This window comes from Nocardioides sp. NBC_00368 (assembly GCF_036090055.1).
Lineage (GTDB): Bacteria > Actinomycetota > Actinomycetes > Propionibacteriales > Nocardioidaceae > Nocardioides.
This window is the reverse complement of the sequence record NZ_CP107970.1, coordinates 1283820-1297441: the sequence shown is the minus strand read 5'-3', so window position 1 is coordinate 1297441 and position 13622 is coordinate 1283820. Positions and strand designations below refer to the sequence as shown.

The window sequence follows — 13622 nt, the reverse complement described above, 5'->3', positions numbered from 1 at the left end:
CCATGCCGCCACGCCGCATCCTCATCGCGATCGCAATCCTGGCAACTTTCGGTGCCATGCTCGGTGCCTGCCTGGCTTTCGCAGGGCCGAGCAATGCGCCGAGCCCCGCCGATTCTCCCTCGGCTTCGCGTACGGATCCTGGTCATAGATCGCCGCCAGGCACGACCAGCATCAGCCCCGTCGAGAAGACCGACAACCCGGAGACGTTCGCTGTCTCGGTCGCCAGCGCACTCTTCGACTGGGATACGACCACGGCGATTCCCCTCTCGGACTACACCGGCCGCATCCTTGCCGTCGCCGACCCGTCTGGGGAGGAGTCCGCAGGTCTGGTGACCGACCTGGCCACGTACCTGCCCTCGCCTGCTTCGTGGGCGGACCTACGCGGCTATCGCGTCCGGCAGTGGATCGATATCAATTCCTATGCCGTCCCCGACTCGTGGGACGAGACAAGAGCCGACGACGCCGGCCGCGAGCTCGCCGCCGGCACGACGGCTTTCACGGTCTCGGGGCTCCGACGCCGCTCAGGCATCTGGCAAGGCGAGCAGGCTCAGACCGTCGAACGCGTCACTTTCACGGTGTTCATCACGTGCCGCCCGACGTACGACGAATGCAAGCTGCTTCGCCTGTCCCAGCTCAACCATCCGCTCCCCTGACCCGGTTGGCGTCATGCGGAAGATCGGTCTCGTCGTGCTCGCGCTCGTCCTGTTCCTCTCACCGACGGCTTACCTCTTGGGAGTCACCGTACTGGCTGTCGCCGCGCTCGGGAGCGACGGTGCTTGCGGCCCCAGCGTCGGCGAGGTTCCTGACAGTCTGGCGGTGGCCACAGCCGACGGCGTCCACCTGACGCTCGACCGCACGCAGCTCTCCAGGGCCGCGACCATCGTGACGATCGGTGGGCAGACCAAGGGGGTAGGCCGAGATGGCGTACGCATCGCTCTCATGGCCGCGCTCACCGAATCAAGCCTTCGCATGCTCGCCAACGCGGGCGCCTACCCTGAGTCCGCGCGATTCCCCAACGACGGAGACGGCGGCGATCACGACTCGCTCGGCCTCTTCCAGATGAGACCGTCGACAGGCTGGGGCACGGTCGCGCAGCTCATGGAGGCGACCTACCAGGCGCGGGCGTTCTTCGGCGGCCCGCGCGGCCCAAACCGCGGCTCACCTCGCGGTCTCCTTGACATCCCCGGCTGGCGTTCGATGAGCCCTGGGGCCGCCGCCCAGGCGGTCGAGGTCTCAGCCTTTCCCGATCGGTATGCCCGGTATGCCCCGGTCGCTGACGCCATCCTCGAGGCGTTGACGTCGCAGCCCAAAGCTGGCAAGACGCCGGCCGTTACCCAGACGGCCCGCGTCGTCTTCCCGCTCCCAGCGAAGACCTGGGCGAAGTCCAGCGGATACGGCTCACGCACCGATCCGGTCACCCACATCGACACCATCCATTCCGGCACCGACTACGCGGCACCGCTCGGTACGCCGATCCTGGCGATCGCGGACGGCCGAGTCGTCTTCGCGGGCGCCGTCTCGTCCGGCTACGCGCATCTGATCCTGATCGAGCACACCGTCGCCGGTCGCCAAGTGTTCTCAGGCTATGCCCACATGTACGCCGAGGGCATCCATGTCCGCGAAGGAGATGTCGTCGTTGCCGGGCAGCACATCGCCGATGTCGGAGCCGACGGGAAAGCGACCGGACCCCACCTGCACTTCGAGATCCGGCACGATGGAACGTACGCGTCTGCGATCGATCCGGCGCCGTGGCTTGCAGACCACGGCGCCGTCGACCTCATCGAACCGCTCAGGTCCTCTGGCCAACGTTGCTGACAAGCGCCCCGACCACCGCATGATTGGTCTCAGCCCCGCCGGAGACCCAAGACTCCTGCGAGGCTACTTCTGTCCGTCCATGGCCGCGATCTCACACCTTCCGTGCATGGCATCGCTCCGCCTCGTACCCTCCCGCGTCTATCCCGATCTCGGAGCCGTCGCCGACGCATCTGAGCTTCGCCGCGTCGTCGGTGCGCTGCTGACCTACGGCCTGCTCACCTCGATGCTCATGCTCATCGTTTGCGCCGCAGCATGGGCGATTGCTTCTTCCCGCGGAAACTGGCACGCGGCCGATAAGGCGAAGACCGGCCTCGTTGTTTCCTTGGCGGGCGCCGTTCTCGTCGGCGGCGCACTCGCCTGGGCGAACTGGCTCATCGGCATCGGCAACCAGTTCCAGTGATGCGGCGACATCAGCCCCGGTGACTACAACCTCCCTGAACTTATCCGATTCAGGACATAGCTTGGCTCACGCAGAGTCGACCCGATGGAGAGGGCAACATGATCAAGGACTCCCCGCACTTCACTTCCGAACTGGATGGTCCGATCCGTGAGGTGCACCGCGCTCTTCGTGGGATCCTGCCGCCCACCGCCATGACGGCGGGAGATGATGAATTGCTCGCGCATGTCGTCGATGACCTCGATTGGCTCTACCGCCTGGCCAACGAAGCGATCATCGCCGAAAGAGGCCCGCGGATGACCTGGCCTGGAACCATAACGGACGAGGAAGACTTCCCACCGCTCATCGTCATGACCGTCGACATGGACGAGGGCACCCTCAGTGATCCAGCGGGTGCAGACTGCTTGACCAGGTGGAGTTCCGACGACGTCGACTGGAGAGACACAGCGCCGGCGCAAGCAGCACTGGCCTACAAGCGCGAGACCCGTTGGGACACACCACCCGACCAAGCTGGCGTCTGGATCATCGCCGCGAGTCCATACAAGTTGAACGGCGAAACCTTTCGCGGCAACCTCGTCGGTTTCGCGGTCTTCCACGACCGCGACGATGACGGCGAGTACGAATCCCTAGCCCACATCTGGACGGCAGCCGCGTGGCGTCGCCGGGGCATCGGCGGTCGACTGATCCGCGCTGCCCGAGACCTGATGCCCATCAAGAGCGTCGAAGAACCGATCACGAACAACGGGCAGGCGCTGCTCGGATCTGTCGCTCGCGATCTTCTTCAGACTGAATAGCGACGGGTTATCCCGGTCTGCCGCAGGGAAACTCGAGCCGAGCTCTGCGACCCGCGTTACGACGGCCCGACTGTGCTCCCAGCGGTGGCCGAGGGGACGTACGAACCCTTTGGCCAACTGGCGGGCGCTGCTGACAAGCATGCTCACCGCCTCTGAGTCGTTCCGATCCATACCTACACCTGGTCGGCGAAGATTTCGGCGAACCGGCCCGATGTCGCCAGGGGTCCACGTAGGTACGGCACTGGAACAGTGCGTCCTCTGACCGTCCGGCGTCACTCCGCGTCACCGAGGAACGCGTCCCGAGCTGTAGCGGCCAGGAGTGATTGCTGCCGGACCTGGAGGCCTATGCGGTTCCAGTGGAAGATCACGACGCGCGCCAGGGTCCCACGGATGCCACCATCAATGGCTCCCGCCCGCCACAGGTCACCGATCTGACGGCCACACTCCTCGATGTTCATCGCCCAGGCATCCGCGCTCGAAGGCCCGGTGTTTGAGAGGGCTGGCTACTCGTCTAGCAGTTCGGCCCAGGCAACGGCCTTCGCGGTGGTGATCTGCTCGTGGGTGGCTCCGCAGGCCCTGAGCACGCTCGTCGCCACTATGTGGCGCTCGGCCTCATCAACGATCAGCCCTTCGGCGCGGTTGGCCACCACGATCTCGACCAGGTTCTCGATCCAAGTTCCGTTGACGTCCTTGCCGGCGACCTCACGACCGAGCCGGTCGTAGGCTATGACGAGGTCGCGGTGGATCAGCTTGTACGGCTGCCACTCCTCCTGCGAACGCACGTCGGGGAACGAAGGCAGCCGACCGCAGTTGTGCGGGGCCTTCGCGAGGGTGGCCGTGTCGATCATCACTAAGGCATACAACGCGCTTGCTGCGCCGTGCTCATCGGCGACGGCCTCGATCCTGTCGAGCAGGTCGATTGTGGGCCGCACGGTCCGCGCGAGTAGTTCCTCGAGGATTCCGGGCTTCCCGGCGAAGTGGTAGTAAAGCGACGCCTGTCTGATCCCGACCGCGTCGGCAATGTCTCTCGTGGAGGTAGCAGCGTAACCATACTGCGTGAACAGTCGGGCGCACACGTCGAGAATCTGCTCGCGAGGCGACAGGTTGCTGTCGACTGGCGGGATATGCCGGGGCCGGCCGGGGCGAGGACGTCTGGCTGCGGAACTCATCGAGACTCCGTCGGGTGTGGTTGGCAGGTTGGTGCCCAGGACACCGCCGCAAGTTGTAGGAAACCCTTCGGCGCCCCGGGCGTTCACAAGCCTCGTCAGAAACGGAGTCCCCTGGAACGTCCTGCTGCCGCCCTTCCGCCGCCCAAGTGCTCCCCTTCGTCGCTCGAACCTGGTTCAATGCCGAGGTGGATACGTGGACGGGAGCGGATGCACGGCGGCTGCGCAAGGTCGCACTGCGCATGAGCCTGCGCGAGTTCGCCGACCACCTCGGTGTCCCTCACCGGACAGTTTCGAAGTGGGAACAGGCGGGCGCCGCACGTGAGCCGAGACCCCACATGCAGGCCATCCTCGACACAGCCCTGGCCCAGGCAGACGACGCCGCCAAGGCTCGGTTCGCACAAGCGGGGGCATCCAACGACCTGCCAGACAAACCCGACGAGGATCATCCGTCGCCCGATACGCCGCGTCACGGGCGCACGCCGGCACCAGACCGCCGCCAGTTCCTGCAGACCCTCGGTGCGGTCGGTGCAGTTGGGATGGGTGCATCGCTCGATGGGATTGCGCACGAGCTGGAGGCTCTGGCCCCGAGAGCGACGGTCAGTGAGGCTGACATTGCTCGCCTGCGCTCCGCCGGGGACTTCTTCAGCTCGTGGTCCCATGCGCACGGGAGCGAGCAGATTGGTCATGCCGTCTCGTCAGAGATGAGCCGCGCGGCGAACCTGCTGAAGCTGCCGTGCCCGCCGCGGCTCCGGCCCGAGCTGCTCGCTGCGGTCGGTCAGCTCGGTGTCGCCACCGGTGCTCTGCTGTTCGACTCCCATCAGCACCAGCTCGCTGATCGGGTTCTGGCCTTTGCCACCGCTTGTGCCGAGGACTGCGGTGACTGGCACCTTCGCGCGAAGTCGTTGTCCTGGCGCGCACGACAAGCGGTTTGGGTTGGCGACGCCGAGGGCGCGCTGACCCTTTCGGAGCTGGGGCTCGTTCGGCACGACCGGCTCACGGCGACGGAGCAGGCCATGCTGTTTACCGCGGTGGCCCGTGCCCATGGTCGGCGGGGCGATGTCGATGCGACGCTGCAGGCGGTTGGTGAAGCTGATGATGCGTTCGCCCGGGCCGATCCCGGCAACGACGTGCCGTGGATGGCCTACTACGACTACGCCCAGCACTGTGGCGACACCGGGCATGCCCTTGCCGAGCTGGCCGTCCACGGCGTACGCGTCGAGGACACGACGCGCCGGCTCGCCATCGCGGTCGACCAGCACCCCGATACCTACATCCGATCGCGGGCGATCAGCGGGTTCAAGCTGGCTGCGCTCACCATGCGCACCGGCGACCCGGACCACGCAGTCGAGATCGCCCAGGCTGCTGTCGATGACGCAGCAGGTGTGCTTTCCAAGCGGCTGCATCGGACTGCGATGGAGATCGCCCAGTCTGCGCGACTTCATCAGCACGATCAGCGCGATCAAGTGGCTGAAGTGCTGGAGACCGTCCGTACCGTTGGCGTCGCCTCGTGAACCCGCCCCCAGTGCTCGGGTCGGGCGAGATTCTGGCTGCTGCCTGCCGCCGCGCCGGGTTGTCGGCTGCGGACGCACAGCTGCTCAGCGCGGGCGAGAACCATGTCTACCGCCTCCCCCACGGTGCGATCGCGAGGGTCTCCAAACCCGGTCAAGAACAGGCCGCCAGGCGGGAGGTCTTCCTAGGTAGATGGCTCAACACCAACGGAGTCCGCGCGGTTCACCCGTACGCATCCCTCGATGTCGAACAGCCCGTCATCGTCGAGGGCCACCCAGTCACCTTCTGGCATGACCTCGGCGACCATAGACCGGGCACGCCCCGAGAGGTCGCTGCCGCGTTGAAGCAACTCCACTCCCTGCCCACTCCCGACACGATGGTCGCCCAAGTGGCGCCATTCGTGCGCCTCGAGGAACGCATCAACGCCGCGACCTGGCTGCGAACCGACGATCGCACCTGGCTACTGGCGAGGCTCGAAGACCTCCAAGCAGCCTGGACGGATCGGCCCCGCGGCCTTTCCGACTCTCTGATCCACGGAGACGCCTGGGCCGGCAACGTCGTCAGCACCGTCGAGGGGGTCACCTTCCTCGACCTGGAGCGGTGCACCATCGGCCCGCCCGAGTGGGACCTGACCTCGACGGCATGCCGGGTGACGTCGTACTCAACTCTGTCGGCAGAGGACTACGCCGACTATTGCGAGGCCTACGGACGCGACGTCACCCGATGGGACGGGTTCGACCTGTTCCGCGACATCCGTGAACTCCGAGTCACCTGCTATGCCGCCTACCGAGCCCAGCACGACCCAGCTCTGAGGTCGAACGCAGTCACTCGGGTCGACTGCCTTCGGGGGATGAACGGTCCACGACCGTGGCGCTGGGACCCGCTGCCCTAGGCTCGCGTTCATGCCTCGTGCCTTGCAGGTCGCTGTGTGCGGCCCCCGCCACTGCACCGACGACGACCGCACCAACGCTCATGAGATCGGCCGGCTCCTCGCAGAGGCTGGCGCCACCGTCATCAACGGCGGCATCGGCGTCATGGCCGCCGTATCCTCCGGCGCCAAGCAAGCTGGCGGGCTCGTGATCGGCATACGCCCGGGACCAGAAACTAGCGACGCGAATGCCGACCTCGACGCTGTTCTGGCCACCAACATGGGTGAGGCGAGAAACGCCATCCTGATCTGATCTGCCGACGTTGTCATCGTTGTCGGCGGATCCTGGGGCACCCTGTCCGAGCTCGCGCTGGCCCGACGACGACCCGTACCCATCATTACCATCGGGGGCTGGCAGCTGCTCACCGCCGACGGCGAGCCGGTCCCGGACGCTCCACCTGTAGCCTCCACGCCAGAAGAGGCTGTGCGGTTCGCACTTCAGCATCACCCGTAGCCGATTCCCTTAAGCCGCCCGCGCGGGCTTCCGAGAAGCCAGTGGCCTCTTACGATATCGAGAGCCTTCGGGCTACCGCATGATGATTGATGTGCACCCCAAGTCGCCCACATACTCCGCACCCGACCCTGGATTATGGCCGTACCTCATCCTCGACAAGGTGTGCGCCCAGGTGACGCAGACGCGTCGCAAGCCCGGCTGATCAAGCTCACGAACAACGCCGTCTTTGCCCTTCCGAACAGCCACCTTGTGGTCCGCATCGCAGGCTCGGCCGCGGTCGGACGGAGCGCAGGCAAGGTCGTCGACGTCGCCCGCTGGCTTGAGCACCACGGCATGCCAACCGTTCGACTCGCCACCGACGTGCCGCAGCCGCTCGATATCGACGGGCATGCCGTCAGCCTGTGGGAACTCGTGACCGACACCGGCCGCCCTGCGACCGGCCGCGACATCGGGCACATCCTGCGGCTGTTCCATTCGCTGGGTGACGCCCCAGATCTACCGCCGTGGAACACCTTGGGCTTGATTCGCTCCCGCCTGGAGACCGCCGACGTCCTGAGCAGCGCCGAGCACGCCTTCCTCGTTGAGACGGCCGACAGCATTGCCGCGGACCTCGACGAGGTCGACTATGTCCTCGCCCCTGGGCCGATACACGGCGACCCTTTTGTCGGCAACCTGATCCCTGGACCAAACGGACCCGTCCTGTGCGACTTCGACTCCACCTGCGTCGGCCCGCGGGAGTGGGATCTCACGCCGGCGGCCGTCGGCAGGCTCCACTTCCGCTATCCAGTCGATTACCACGGCCAGCTCGTCGAGGCCTACGGCGTCGACATCCTCACGTGGGCGGGGTTCCCGCTGTTTCGGCGACTGCGTGAGCTGCAGCTCGTCCGCAGCGTGCTACCTGTGCTCGCCACCAACCCCAGCGTTCGGGAGCAGTGGCGCCACCGATTCGACACGTTCCGCAGCGGTGATCTCGAAGCACGATGGACGACGTACCGCTGACGCTCGACACCGGTTTCCGCAAGCGCCCTGGCGCCAGGCTTCCGACGACTAGCGGCGCACCCTGCTGACCTGCGGGAACAAGCACCGCTCCCCCACTGGTCACAGGATGTCGAGTACGGGCATCCGATCACGCGGCCGTCCGTCTCTCCAGCGCCGCGCGCCGACCTGCCGCACTTTGAGCAGGTTGGCGTCGATCCCACACCTTCACGACGTACAAGGCCCTCCGACATCAAGGACCAGCGTCGTGAACATCAGCACCACGATTCTTCCGATAGCGGCATCGCTCATCGCCGACATCAACATCAGGCCGAACTCCAACGGGCTGCCCGGCATCGCTCAGCTCCGCAATGTCGTCGGCGCGACGATGACCATCGGTCTGATCTTGGCGGTCTTGGCGCTGATTATCTCCGCGATTGTCTGGGCGCTCGGGGCGAACTCGTCGAACCCCCACCTGGCTGGCCGCGGGAAGCTCGGCGTTCTCGTCGCGCTCGGCGCGGCAGTCGTCTGCGGGGCATCCGTGACGCTGGTGAACTTCTTCTGGAACGTCGGCCAGTCGGTCTGACTGGCGAACGGGACCGGGGAGCAGCGATGGGTGTATGCGACGTACCGGCGATCTCGACGGTGTGCAACACAGCGGATGACGCCGCGAACAGTGTGGCGGCAGCACCGTTCGAGTGGCTGGCCGAAACAACCGGCGCGGCGGCGAAGGCCATGTTCGAGACCGTCTGGACAGTGCTCGACGACACAACGTTCGTCGACGTGACAAGCAGCGGCTATACACAGGTATACAACCTGATCTTCGGCGTCGCGCTGTTCATCATGCTCGGGTTCTTCCTGCTGCAGGTGATCACCGGGATGATCCGCCGCGAGCCGCCAGCACTCACACGTGCCGCGCTCGGCCTGGCCAAGTCGATCCTGGGCTCGTTCGTCGTTCTCACGCTGGTGGGCACAGCGCTCGAGATCACCGACCGCTTGTGTGTGGGCATCGTCCATGCCACGGGGAACACGATGGCGGAGATGGGTGAGCGGATCGGATTGCTTGTCGCTGGGCTCGGCGGGATCACGATGTCCAACCCAGGTGCCGGCGCGATCATCAACATCTTCCTCGGCACCCTCGCGATCGGTGGTGCGTTCCTGGTCTGGCTCAGCCTGCTGACTCGTAAGGCACTGCTCCTGATCGCGGTCGTGCTCGCTCCCCTGGCGCTGGCCGGGTCGAGCTGGGACCACACCCGGGCTTGGGTCGGACGGTGGGTGTCCTTCGTCGTCGCGATGATCGTGTCGAAGCTGGTCATCGTCGTGATCTTCTTGATCGCCGCCACGCAGGTCTCTGCCCCGATCGACGCGGATCTGAAGTCGATCTCCGACCCGATCGCCGGGATCGTGCTGATGCTGGTCGCAGGGTTCGCCCCGTACATCGCGTACAAAGCGATCAGCTTCATGGGCTTCGACATGTATCACGCGATGTCGGCCGAGCAGGAGACCAAACAGGCGCTCAACCGGCCGATGCCGATCCCGGTCAGGCGGCCGCCGGCAGAGGCGAAGCAGGTCCTCGACGGTGGAGCCGAAGACGGAGCGCGCAGTCCGACAACCGGCAAGCCCGCGGCGCCTCAGTCGGCTCCGGTCACGCCGGGTGTCAAGGAAGCTTCCGCTCCTGCAAAGTCAGGCGTTGCGGCGTCGACCGCTCCTCCAGCCGCGGCAGCGGCCTTGATCGGCGTTCAAGCACTTCAGAAGTCTCAGGAGGCCGGGCAACGCGTCGGCCAGGCCGTAGGCGACGCGGGCATGCAGACCACCGCAGCCGCGGCGCCAGAAGAGTCGCAGCGTCCGATGCCACAGGTCGCCGACCATACGCTCGACCAACCGAGGAGTGATCGCGCATGGCCGTCACCCTGACGCCAGTCAAGTTCTCCCGGCTGAGCCGGCGCGGCGTACTCCTTGGTCTCTCACTCCCCCAACTCGCCGTGATCGGCGTGGGCGTCTCCGTGCTTGTCGTCGCCTTGTACGCCGGGGGGACCGCTTCTCTGGCGATGGCGGCCCCGGTGCTCGTTGGTTGCGCCGGCCTTGCATGGGGCCGCGTCGGCGGCCGGCACCTGGTGGAGTGGGCACCGATCGTGGCTGTGTGGCTCTGGCGCCGCGAAGGTAAACAACTCGACTACCGGCACAGGGTCGCGAGACCTCATCGCGTCGGAACGCTGGCACTTCCGGGTGATGCGGCATGCCTGCGCCAGTGGGAGGACCGTGAGACCGGCGCGGCTATGGTGCATGATCCTCACGCCGCCACCCTGACTGCGGCAGTGGGCGTGACGCATCCGGCGTTCGTGCTCCTGGACGCGGCTGAGCAGGAGCGCCGCGTGACGTCGTGGGGCCGGGTGCTGGCCACGGCATGCCGTTCGGGTCGGCTTGCGGCAGTGCAGGTCTCCGAACGTACGCTCCCGGAATCAGGACGGAGCCTGTCTGACTGGTGGACCGCACGCGGCGACCAGAATGCTGGTTGGGCCGCGAAGACGTACGCCGAACTCATCGAGCGTGCCGGTCCGGCCGGTGAGCGGCACGCGAGCACGATCTCGATCTCGCTCGACATGCGGCGCGCTTCTCGTTCGATTCGCGCGGCAGGCGGCGGCAATCGTGGTGCCACTGCGGTGCTTCGTCAGGAGATGCAGACCATGACCGCCGCGCTACGCGCCGCCGACCTGAGTCCGGGCGATTGGCTCACTCCGGGCGACCTTGCACTGACTCTGCGCGCGGCATACGACCCGTCGGTGGCCGCGACCCTCGAACGGCACGGAAGCCTGGGTCGTGACCTCGCCACGGCGGGCCCGCTCGCAGTCACCGAGACCTGGGCGATGCTTCGGTCCGACTCGGCGTTCCACGCAGTGTTGTGGATCAGCGAGTGGCCGCGGTCGCAGGTCTACCCGGGCTTCCTGGCTCCGCTGTTGCTCTCCACGGGCGTACATCGGACCTTTACCCTCCTGTTCAAGCCGATGCGCACCGACGCCGCTTCTCGCGACATTCGCAAGAAGAAGACCGAGTACGTCTCGGATGCTGCTCAGCGGGCGAAGATCGGGCAGATCGAGGACGCCCAGCAGGCTGCCGAGTATCTCGACATCCTTCAGCAGGAGGCCGACCTCACCGCGGGACACGGGTTGCTGCGTACGACTGGGCTGATCAGCGTGACTGCTACAGGTCCCGATGAGCTCGAGAGTGCAGTCGCATCGATCGAACAAGCGGCTGTCCAGGCCTCGTGCGAGACCCGTCGGCTTTATGGGCAACAGGCGCAGGCGTTCGCCGCCGCGGCGTTGCCGTTGTGCAGGTCGAGCGCGAACAGGTGAGAGTCCTCGCCGAGAACGACCTCGCCGATGCCGTACTCCCGCTGATTCGCACCCGCCAGCGCCTGGCCGCGGCGGATGAGGAAGCGATCGCTGAGGTGAACGCACTCGTCGCCCAACTCGCGAAGAGCACCGCCGCCGACCGCGGCTCCAGCAGGAGTTCGACCGCGTCGGTCTGCCCTGACGTAACCGGCACACCTCCTTCACATCCACACAACGCGAAGGAGCAGACGATGCCCAGGTTGGATGACCCCGCCAAGGATGCAGAGGACGCACGCCAAGCGATGCGCGCCCTCGCGCACACGACGCGTGCGATCGAGAATCCCGCGGATGTCTACGACGTTCTCGGCGCCATCTCGCAGACACTCGCGTCGGCCGAGCAGGTCCTCGATCAGCTCGGCGCGTTTCACGACGGACTCTCCAAGCGCGACATCCGGCCTGTCGTAGCCGACAGCGTCCGAGGCGGGCGCGCGACATCCTACCAAGTCTCCTGGGAGCTCCACCGCGCCGCTGCTATGACGAGGCAGATCGCCAAGGCCGTCGACCACGCCCACGAACTCGAGGCCAGAGTCGCCTACTCACGTCCTGTCGAGTCGGTTGTGCCGACATCACCGAACGCAACTCCCGGGCTGTCGATGTGAGGCAGCATGATGGCGGGCGATTCCAGGCGCTGACGCTGGTCACACCCCACCGAGAACGCCGCCGGGACCGTAAGGCGCGCCAGCGCGAGACCGCACTTCGCGTGACCGAGGTTCAATCAGCACGCCGCTCCAGCAGGCGAGACAAGGCCGCTGCACTGGCCGAGGAACGCGACGCGTACAAAACGGTGCCTCGCGCCGGCGAGCGAGGACCAGTCACCCTACGTACTCCCGGTCGACTCCACATCCCCCGACACCAGGACACCTCCGCGACCTGGGCCGGCGCGTACCCCTTCCTCGCCGAAGGCGGCCTCGGCGCCGACGGCGTCTTCGTCGGCCAAGACCTCTACTCCGGCAGCTCGTTTGTCTACGACCCCTGGGTCTTGTACGCCCGCGGGCAGATCACCGCACCCAACATCGTCCTCGCCGGAATCGTTGGTTCCGGCAAGTCCTCACTGGCCAAGAGCCTCTACACCCGGTCGATCCCGTTCGGACGGCGCGTGTACGTCCCTGGCGACCCGAAGGGCGAGCACACCGCGGTCGCCGAGGCTGTTGGCGGGCGGGCAATCGCGCTCGGCCACGGGATGCCGACCCGGCTGAACCCTCTCGACGAGGGCCACCGTCCCTCCGGGCTGGACGACTCTCAGTGGGAAGCGCAGGTCACCGCAAGGCGCCGCGACCTGGTCGGTGCGCTTGCCGAAACCGTCCTCGGCCGTAGCCTCACCCCGCTCGAGCACACGGCCATCGACACAGCCCTCGCTGCAACTGTCCGACGAGCCGAGGTCCCGGTACTCCCGATGGTCGTCGACCATCTCCTCGATCCCCTAAAGCGCGACGACCCTGACGGCCGGCTTGCCGAAGACGGGCGCCTGGCCGCTCATGCCCTTCGGCGTCTCGTCGCGGGCGACCTCGCCGGCCTGTTCGACCGCCCGTCGACGGTCAGGTTCGATCCGACGCTGCCGATGATCTCGCTGGATCTCTCGCGGGTCACCGAGAACGCCACCCTCATATCCGTTCTGATGACGTGCGCGTCCGCATGGATGGAGTCCGCCCTCCTCGACCCTGACGGCGGGCAGCGCTGGGTGGTCTACGACGAGGCGTGGCGCCTCATGCAGCAACCAGCCCTCCTACGTCGGATGGATGCCCACTGGCGTTTGGCCCGCCACTACGGGATTGCAAACATGCTCATCTTCCACAAGCTCACCGACCTCGACAACGTCGGTGACTCCGGCACCGCGGCCCGCGCACTCGCATCCTCGCTCCTCGCAAACGCCGAGACCCGCATCATCTACCGGCAGGAAGCCGACCAACTCGGCCCCACCGCGACGGCCCTTGGGCTCACCAGCACCGAGCAGGACCTCCTGCCCACTCTCGGCACAGGGCAGGGACTCTGGAGGATCAAGAGCCGATCGTTCCTCTGCCAGCATCAGCTGCACCCCGAGGAGCTCGGACTCTTCGACACCTCGGGTCGTTTCGTGGGGCTTCCCCGTTAGTCCAGAAATTCTGAAGGCACTTCGGACTCGAACTCACGACGGTAGGCGCCCCTCCCCCGAGACGACACCGTCAAGACTGCCTTCTCTCAGGAGGCGTGGGCGT

General features: G+C 66.4%; 14 protein-coding genes and 1 pseudogene. 13 read left to right on the top strand and 2 right to left on the bottom strand.

The annotated features are described in order from the left end of the window. The first annotated feature begins 2 nt into the window (after positions 1 to 2). The 4 genes from OG984_RS06130 to OG984_RS06115 all read left to right on the top strand — a co-directional run bounded on the left by OG984_RS06130 (position 3) and on the right by OG984_RS06115 (position 3006). Entirely contained in the window at positions 3 to 653 is a 651-nt protein-coding gene (locus OG984_RS06130) for a cell wall protein (protein WP_328530724.1), read from the top strand. A 34-nt stretch (positions 654 to 687) separates the two neighbouring features. Next, the gene (locus OG984_RS06125) at positions 688 to 1815 is read left to right on the top strand and encodes a M23 family metallopeptidase (protein WP_328530723.1); all 1128 of its coding nucleotides are present in this window, start codon (positions 688 to 690) and stop codon (positions 1813 to 1815) included. 106 nt (positions 1816 to 1921) lie between these two features. After that, complete coding sequence (locus OG984_RS06120; RefSeq protein ID WP_328530722.1) at positions 1922 to 2215, top strand: DUF6112 family protein; 294 nt, start codon at positions 1922 to 1924, stop codon at positions 2213 to 2215. 98 nt (positions 2216 to 2313) lie between these two features. After that, positions 2314 to 3006: a GNAT family N-acetyltransferase gene (locus OG984_RS06115; protein WP_328530721.1), complete on the top strand. Its 693-nt coding sequence runs from the start codon at positions 2314 to 2316 to the stop codon at positions 3004 to 3006. Positions 3007 to 3278: 272 nt separating this feature from the next. On the opposite strand, the gene OG984_RS06110 is transcribed toward OG984_RS06115, so the two are convergent. Both OG984_RS06110 and OG984_RS06105 read right to left on the bottom strand, forming a co-directional pair. Next, positions 3279 to 3464, bottom strand: coding sequence for a hypothetical protein (locus tag OG984_RS06110; protein ID WP_328530720.1), 186 nt, complete (start codon positions 3462 to 3464; stop codon positions 3279 to 3281). A gap of 45 nt (positions 3465 to 3509) precedes the next feature. Next, positions 3510 to 4175, bottom strand: coding sequence for a TetR/AcrR family transcriptional regulator (locus OG984_RS06105; protein ID WP_328530719.1), 666 nt, complete (start codon positions 4173 to 4175; stop codon positions 3510 to 3512). 185 nt (positions 4176 to 4360) lie between these two features. Between OG984_RS06105 and OG984_RS06100 the strand changes: the two genes are divergently transcribed. From OG984_RS06100 to OG984_RS06060, 9 genes and pseudogenes are all read left to right on the top strand, one after another. Then, the gene (locus OG984_RS06100) at positions 4361 to 5686 is read left to right on the top strand and encodes an XRE family transcriptional regulator (RefSeq protein WP_328530718.1); all 1326 of its coding nucleotides are present in this window, start codon (positions 4361 to 4363) and stop codon (positions 5684 to 5686) included. Then, positions 5683 to 6576, top strand: a complete 894-nt coding sequence (locus tag OG984_RS06095; RefSeq protein WP_328530717.1) for a phosphotransferase enzyme family protein — start codon at positions 5683 to 5685, stop codon at positions 6574 to 6576. Before OG984_RS06100 ends, OG984_RS06095 begins: the two co-directional genes overlap by 4 nt. Positions 6577 to 6586: 10 nt before the next feature. Next, a pseudogene (locus OG984_RS06090) lies at positions 6587 to 7066 on the top strand (LOG family protein). Between the two features lie 162 nt (positions 7067 to 7228). Then, entirely contained in the window at positions 7229 to 8065 is an 837-nt protein-coding gene (locus OG984_RS06085) for an aminoglycoside phosphotransferase family protein (RefSeq protein WP_328530716.1), read from the top strand. Positions 8066 to 8309: 244 nt separating this feature from the next. Then, positions 8310 to 8627: a DUF6112 family protein gene (locus OG984_RS06080; protein WP_328530715.1), complete on the top strand. Its 318-nt coding sequence runs from the start codon at positions 8310 to 8312 to the stop codon at positions 8625 to 8627. 92 nt (positions 8628 to 8719) lie between these two features. After that, positions 8720 to 9955 carry a conjugal transfer protein TrbL gene (locus OG984_RS06075; RefSeq protein ID WP_328530714.1) on the top strand — a complete coding sequence of 412 codons (1236 nt, stop codon included), beginning with the start codon at positions 8720 to 8722 and terminating at the stop codon, positions 9953 to 9955. Continuing rightward, positions 9940 to 11391, top strand: coding sequence for an SCO6880 family protein (locus OG984_RS06070; RefSeq protein WP_328530713.1), 1452 nt, complete (start codon positions 9940 to 9942; stop codon positions 11389 to 11391). Before OG984_RS06075 ends, OG984_RS06070 begins: the two co-directional genes overlap by 16 nt. Beyond that, positions 11367 to 12029: a hypothetical protein gene (locus OG984_RS06065; RefSeq protein WP_040755479.1), complete on the top strand. Its 663-nt coding sequence runs from the start codon at positions 11367 to 11369 to the stop codon at positions 12027 to 12029. Before OG984_RS06070 ends, OG984_RS06065 begins: the two co-directional genes overlap by 25 nt. Next, positions 12026 to 13519 carry a VirB4 family type IV secretion system protein gene (locus OG984_RS06060; protein ID WP_328530712.1) on the top strand — a complete coding sequence of 498 codons (1494 nt, stop codon included), beginning with the start codon at positions 12026 to 12028 and terminating at the stop codon, positions 13517 to 13519. The genes OG984_RS06065 and OG984_RS06060 overlap by 4 nt, the downstream gene beginning before the upstream one ends. Positions 13520 to 13622: the final 103 nt, after the last annotated feature.

Bases quoted from the DNA above. Each gene is read 5' to 3' on its own strand.
- OG984_RS06130 (WP_328530724.1), top strand. From the start codon at position 3: ATGCCGCCACGCCGCATCCTCATCGCGATCGCAATCCTGGCAACTTTC.
- OG984_RS06120 (WP_328530722.1), top strand. From the start codon at position 1,922: ATGGCATCGCTCCGCCTCGTACCCTCCCGCGTCTATCCCGATCTCGGA.
- OG984_RS06115 (WP_328530721.1), top strand. From the start codon at position 2,314: ATGATCAAGGACTCCCCGCACTTCACTTCCGAACTGGATGGTCCGATC.
- OG984_RS06110 (WP_328530720.1), bottom strand. From the start codon at position 3,464: ATGAACATCGAGGAGTGTGGCCGTCAGATCGGTGACCTGTGGCGGGCG.
- OG984_RS06105 (WP_328530719.1), bottom strand. From the start codon at position 4,175: ATGAGTTCCGCAGCCAGACGTCCTCGCCCCGGCCGGCCCCGGCATATC.
- OG984_RS06070 (WP_328530713.1), top strand. From the start codon at position 9,940: ATGGCCGTCACCCTGACGCCAGTCAAGTTCTCCCGGCTGAGCCGGCGC.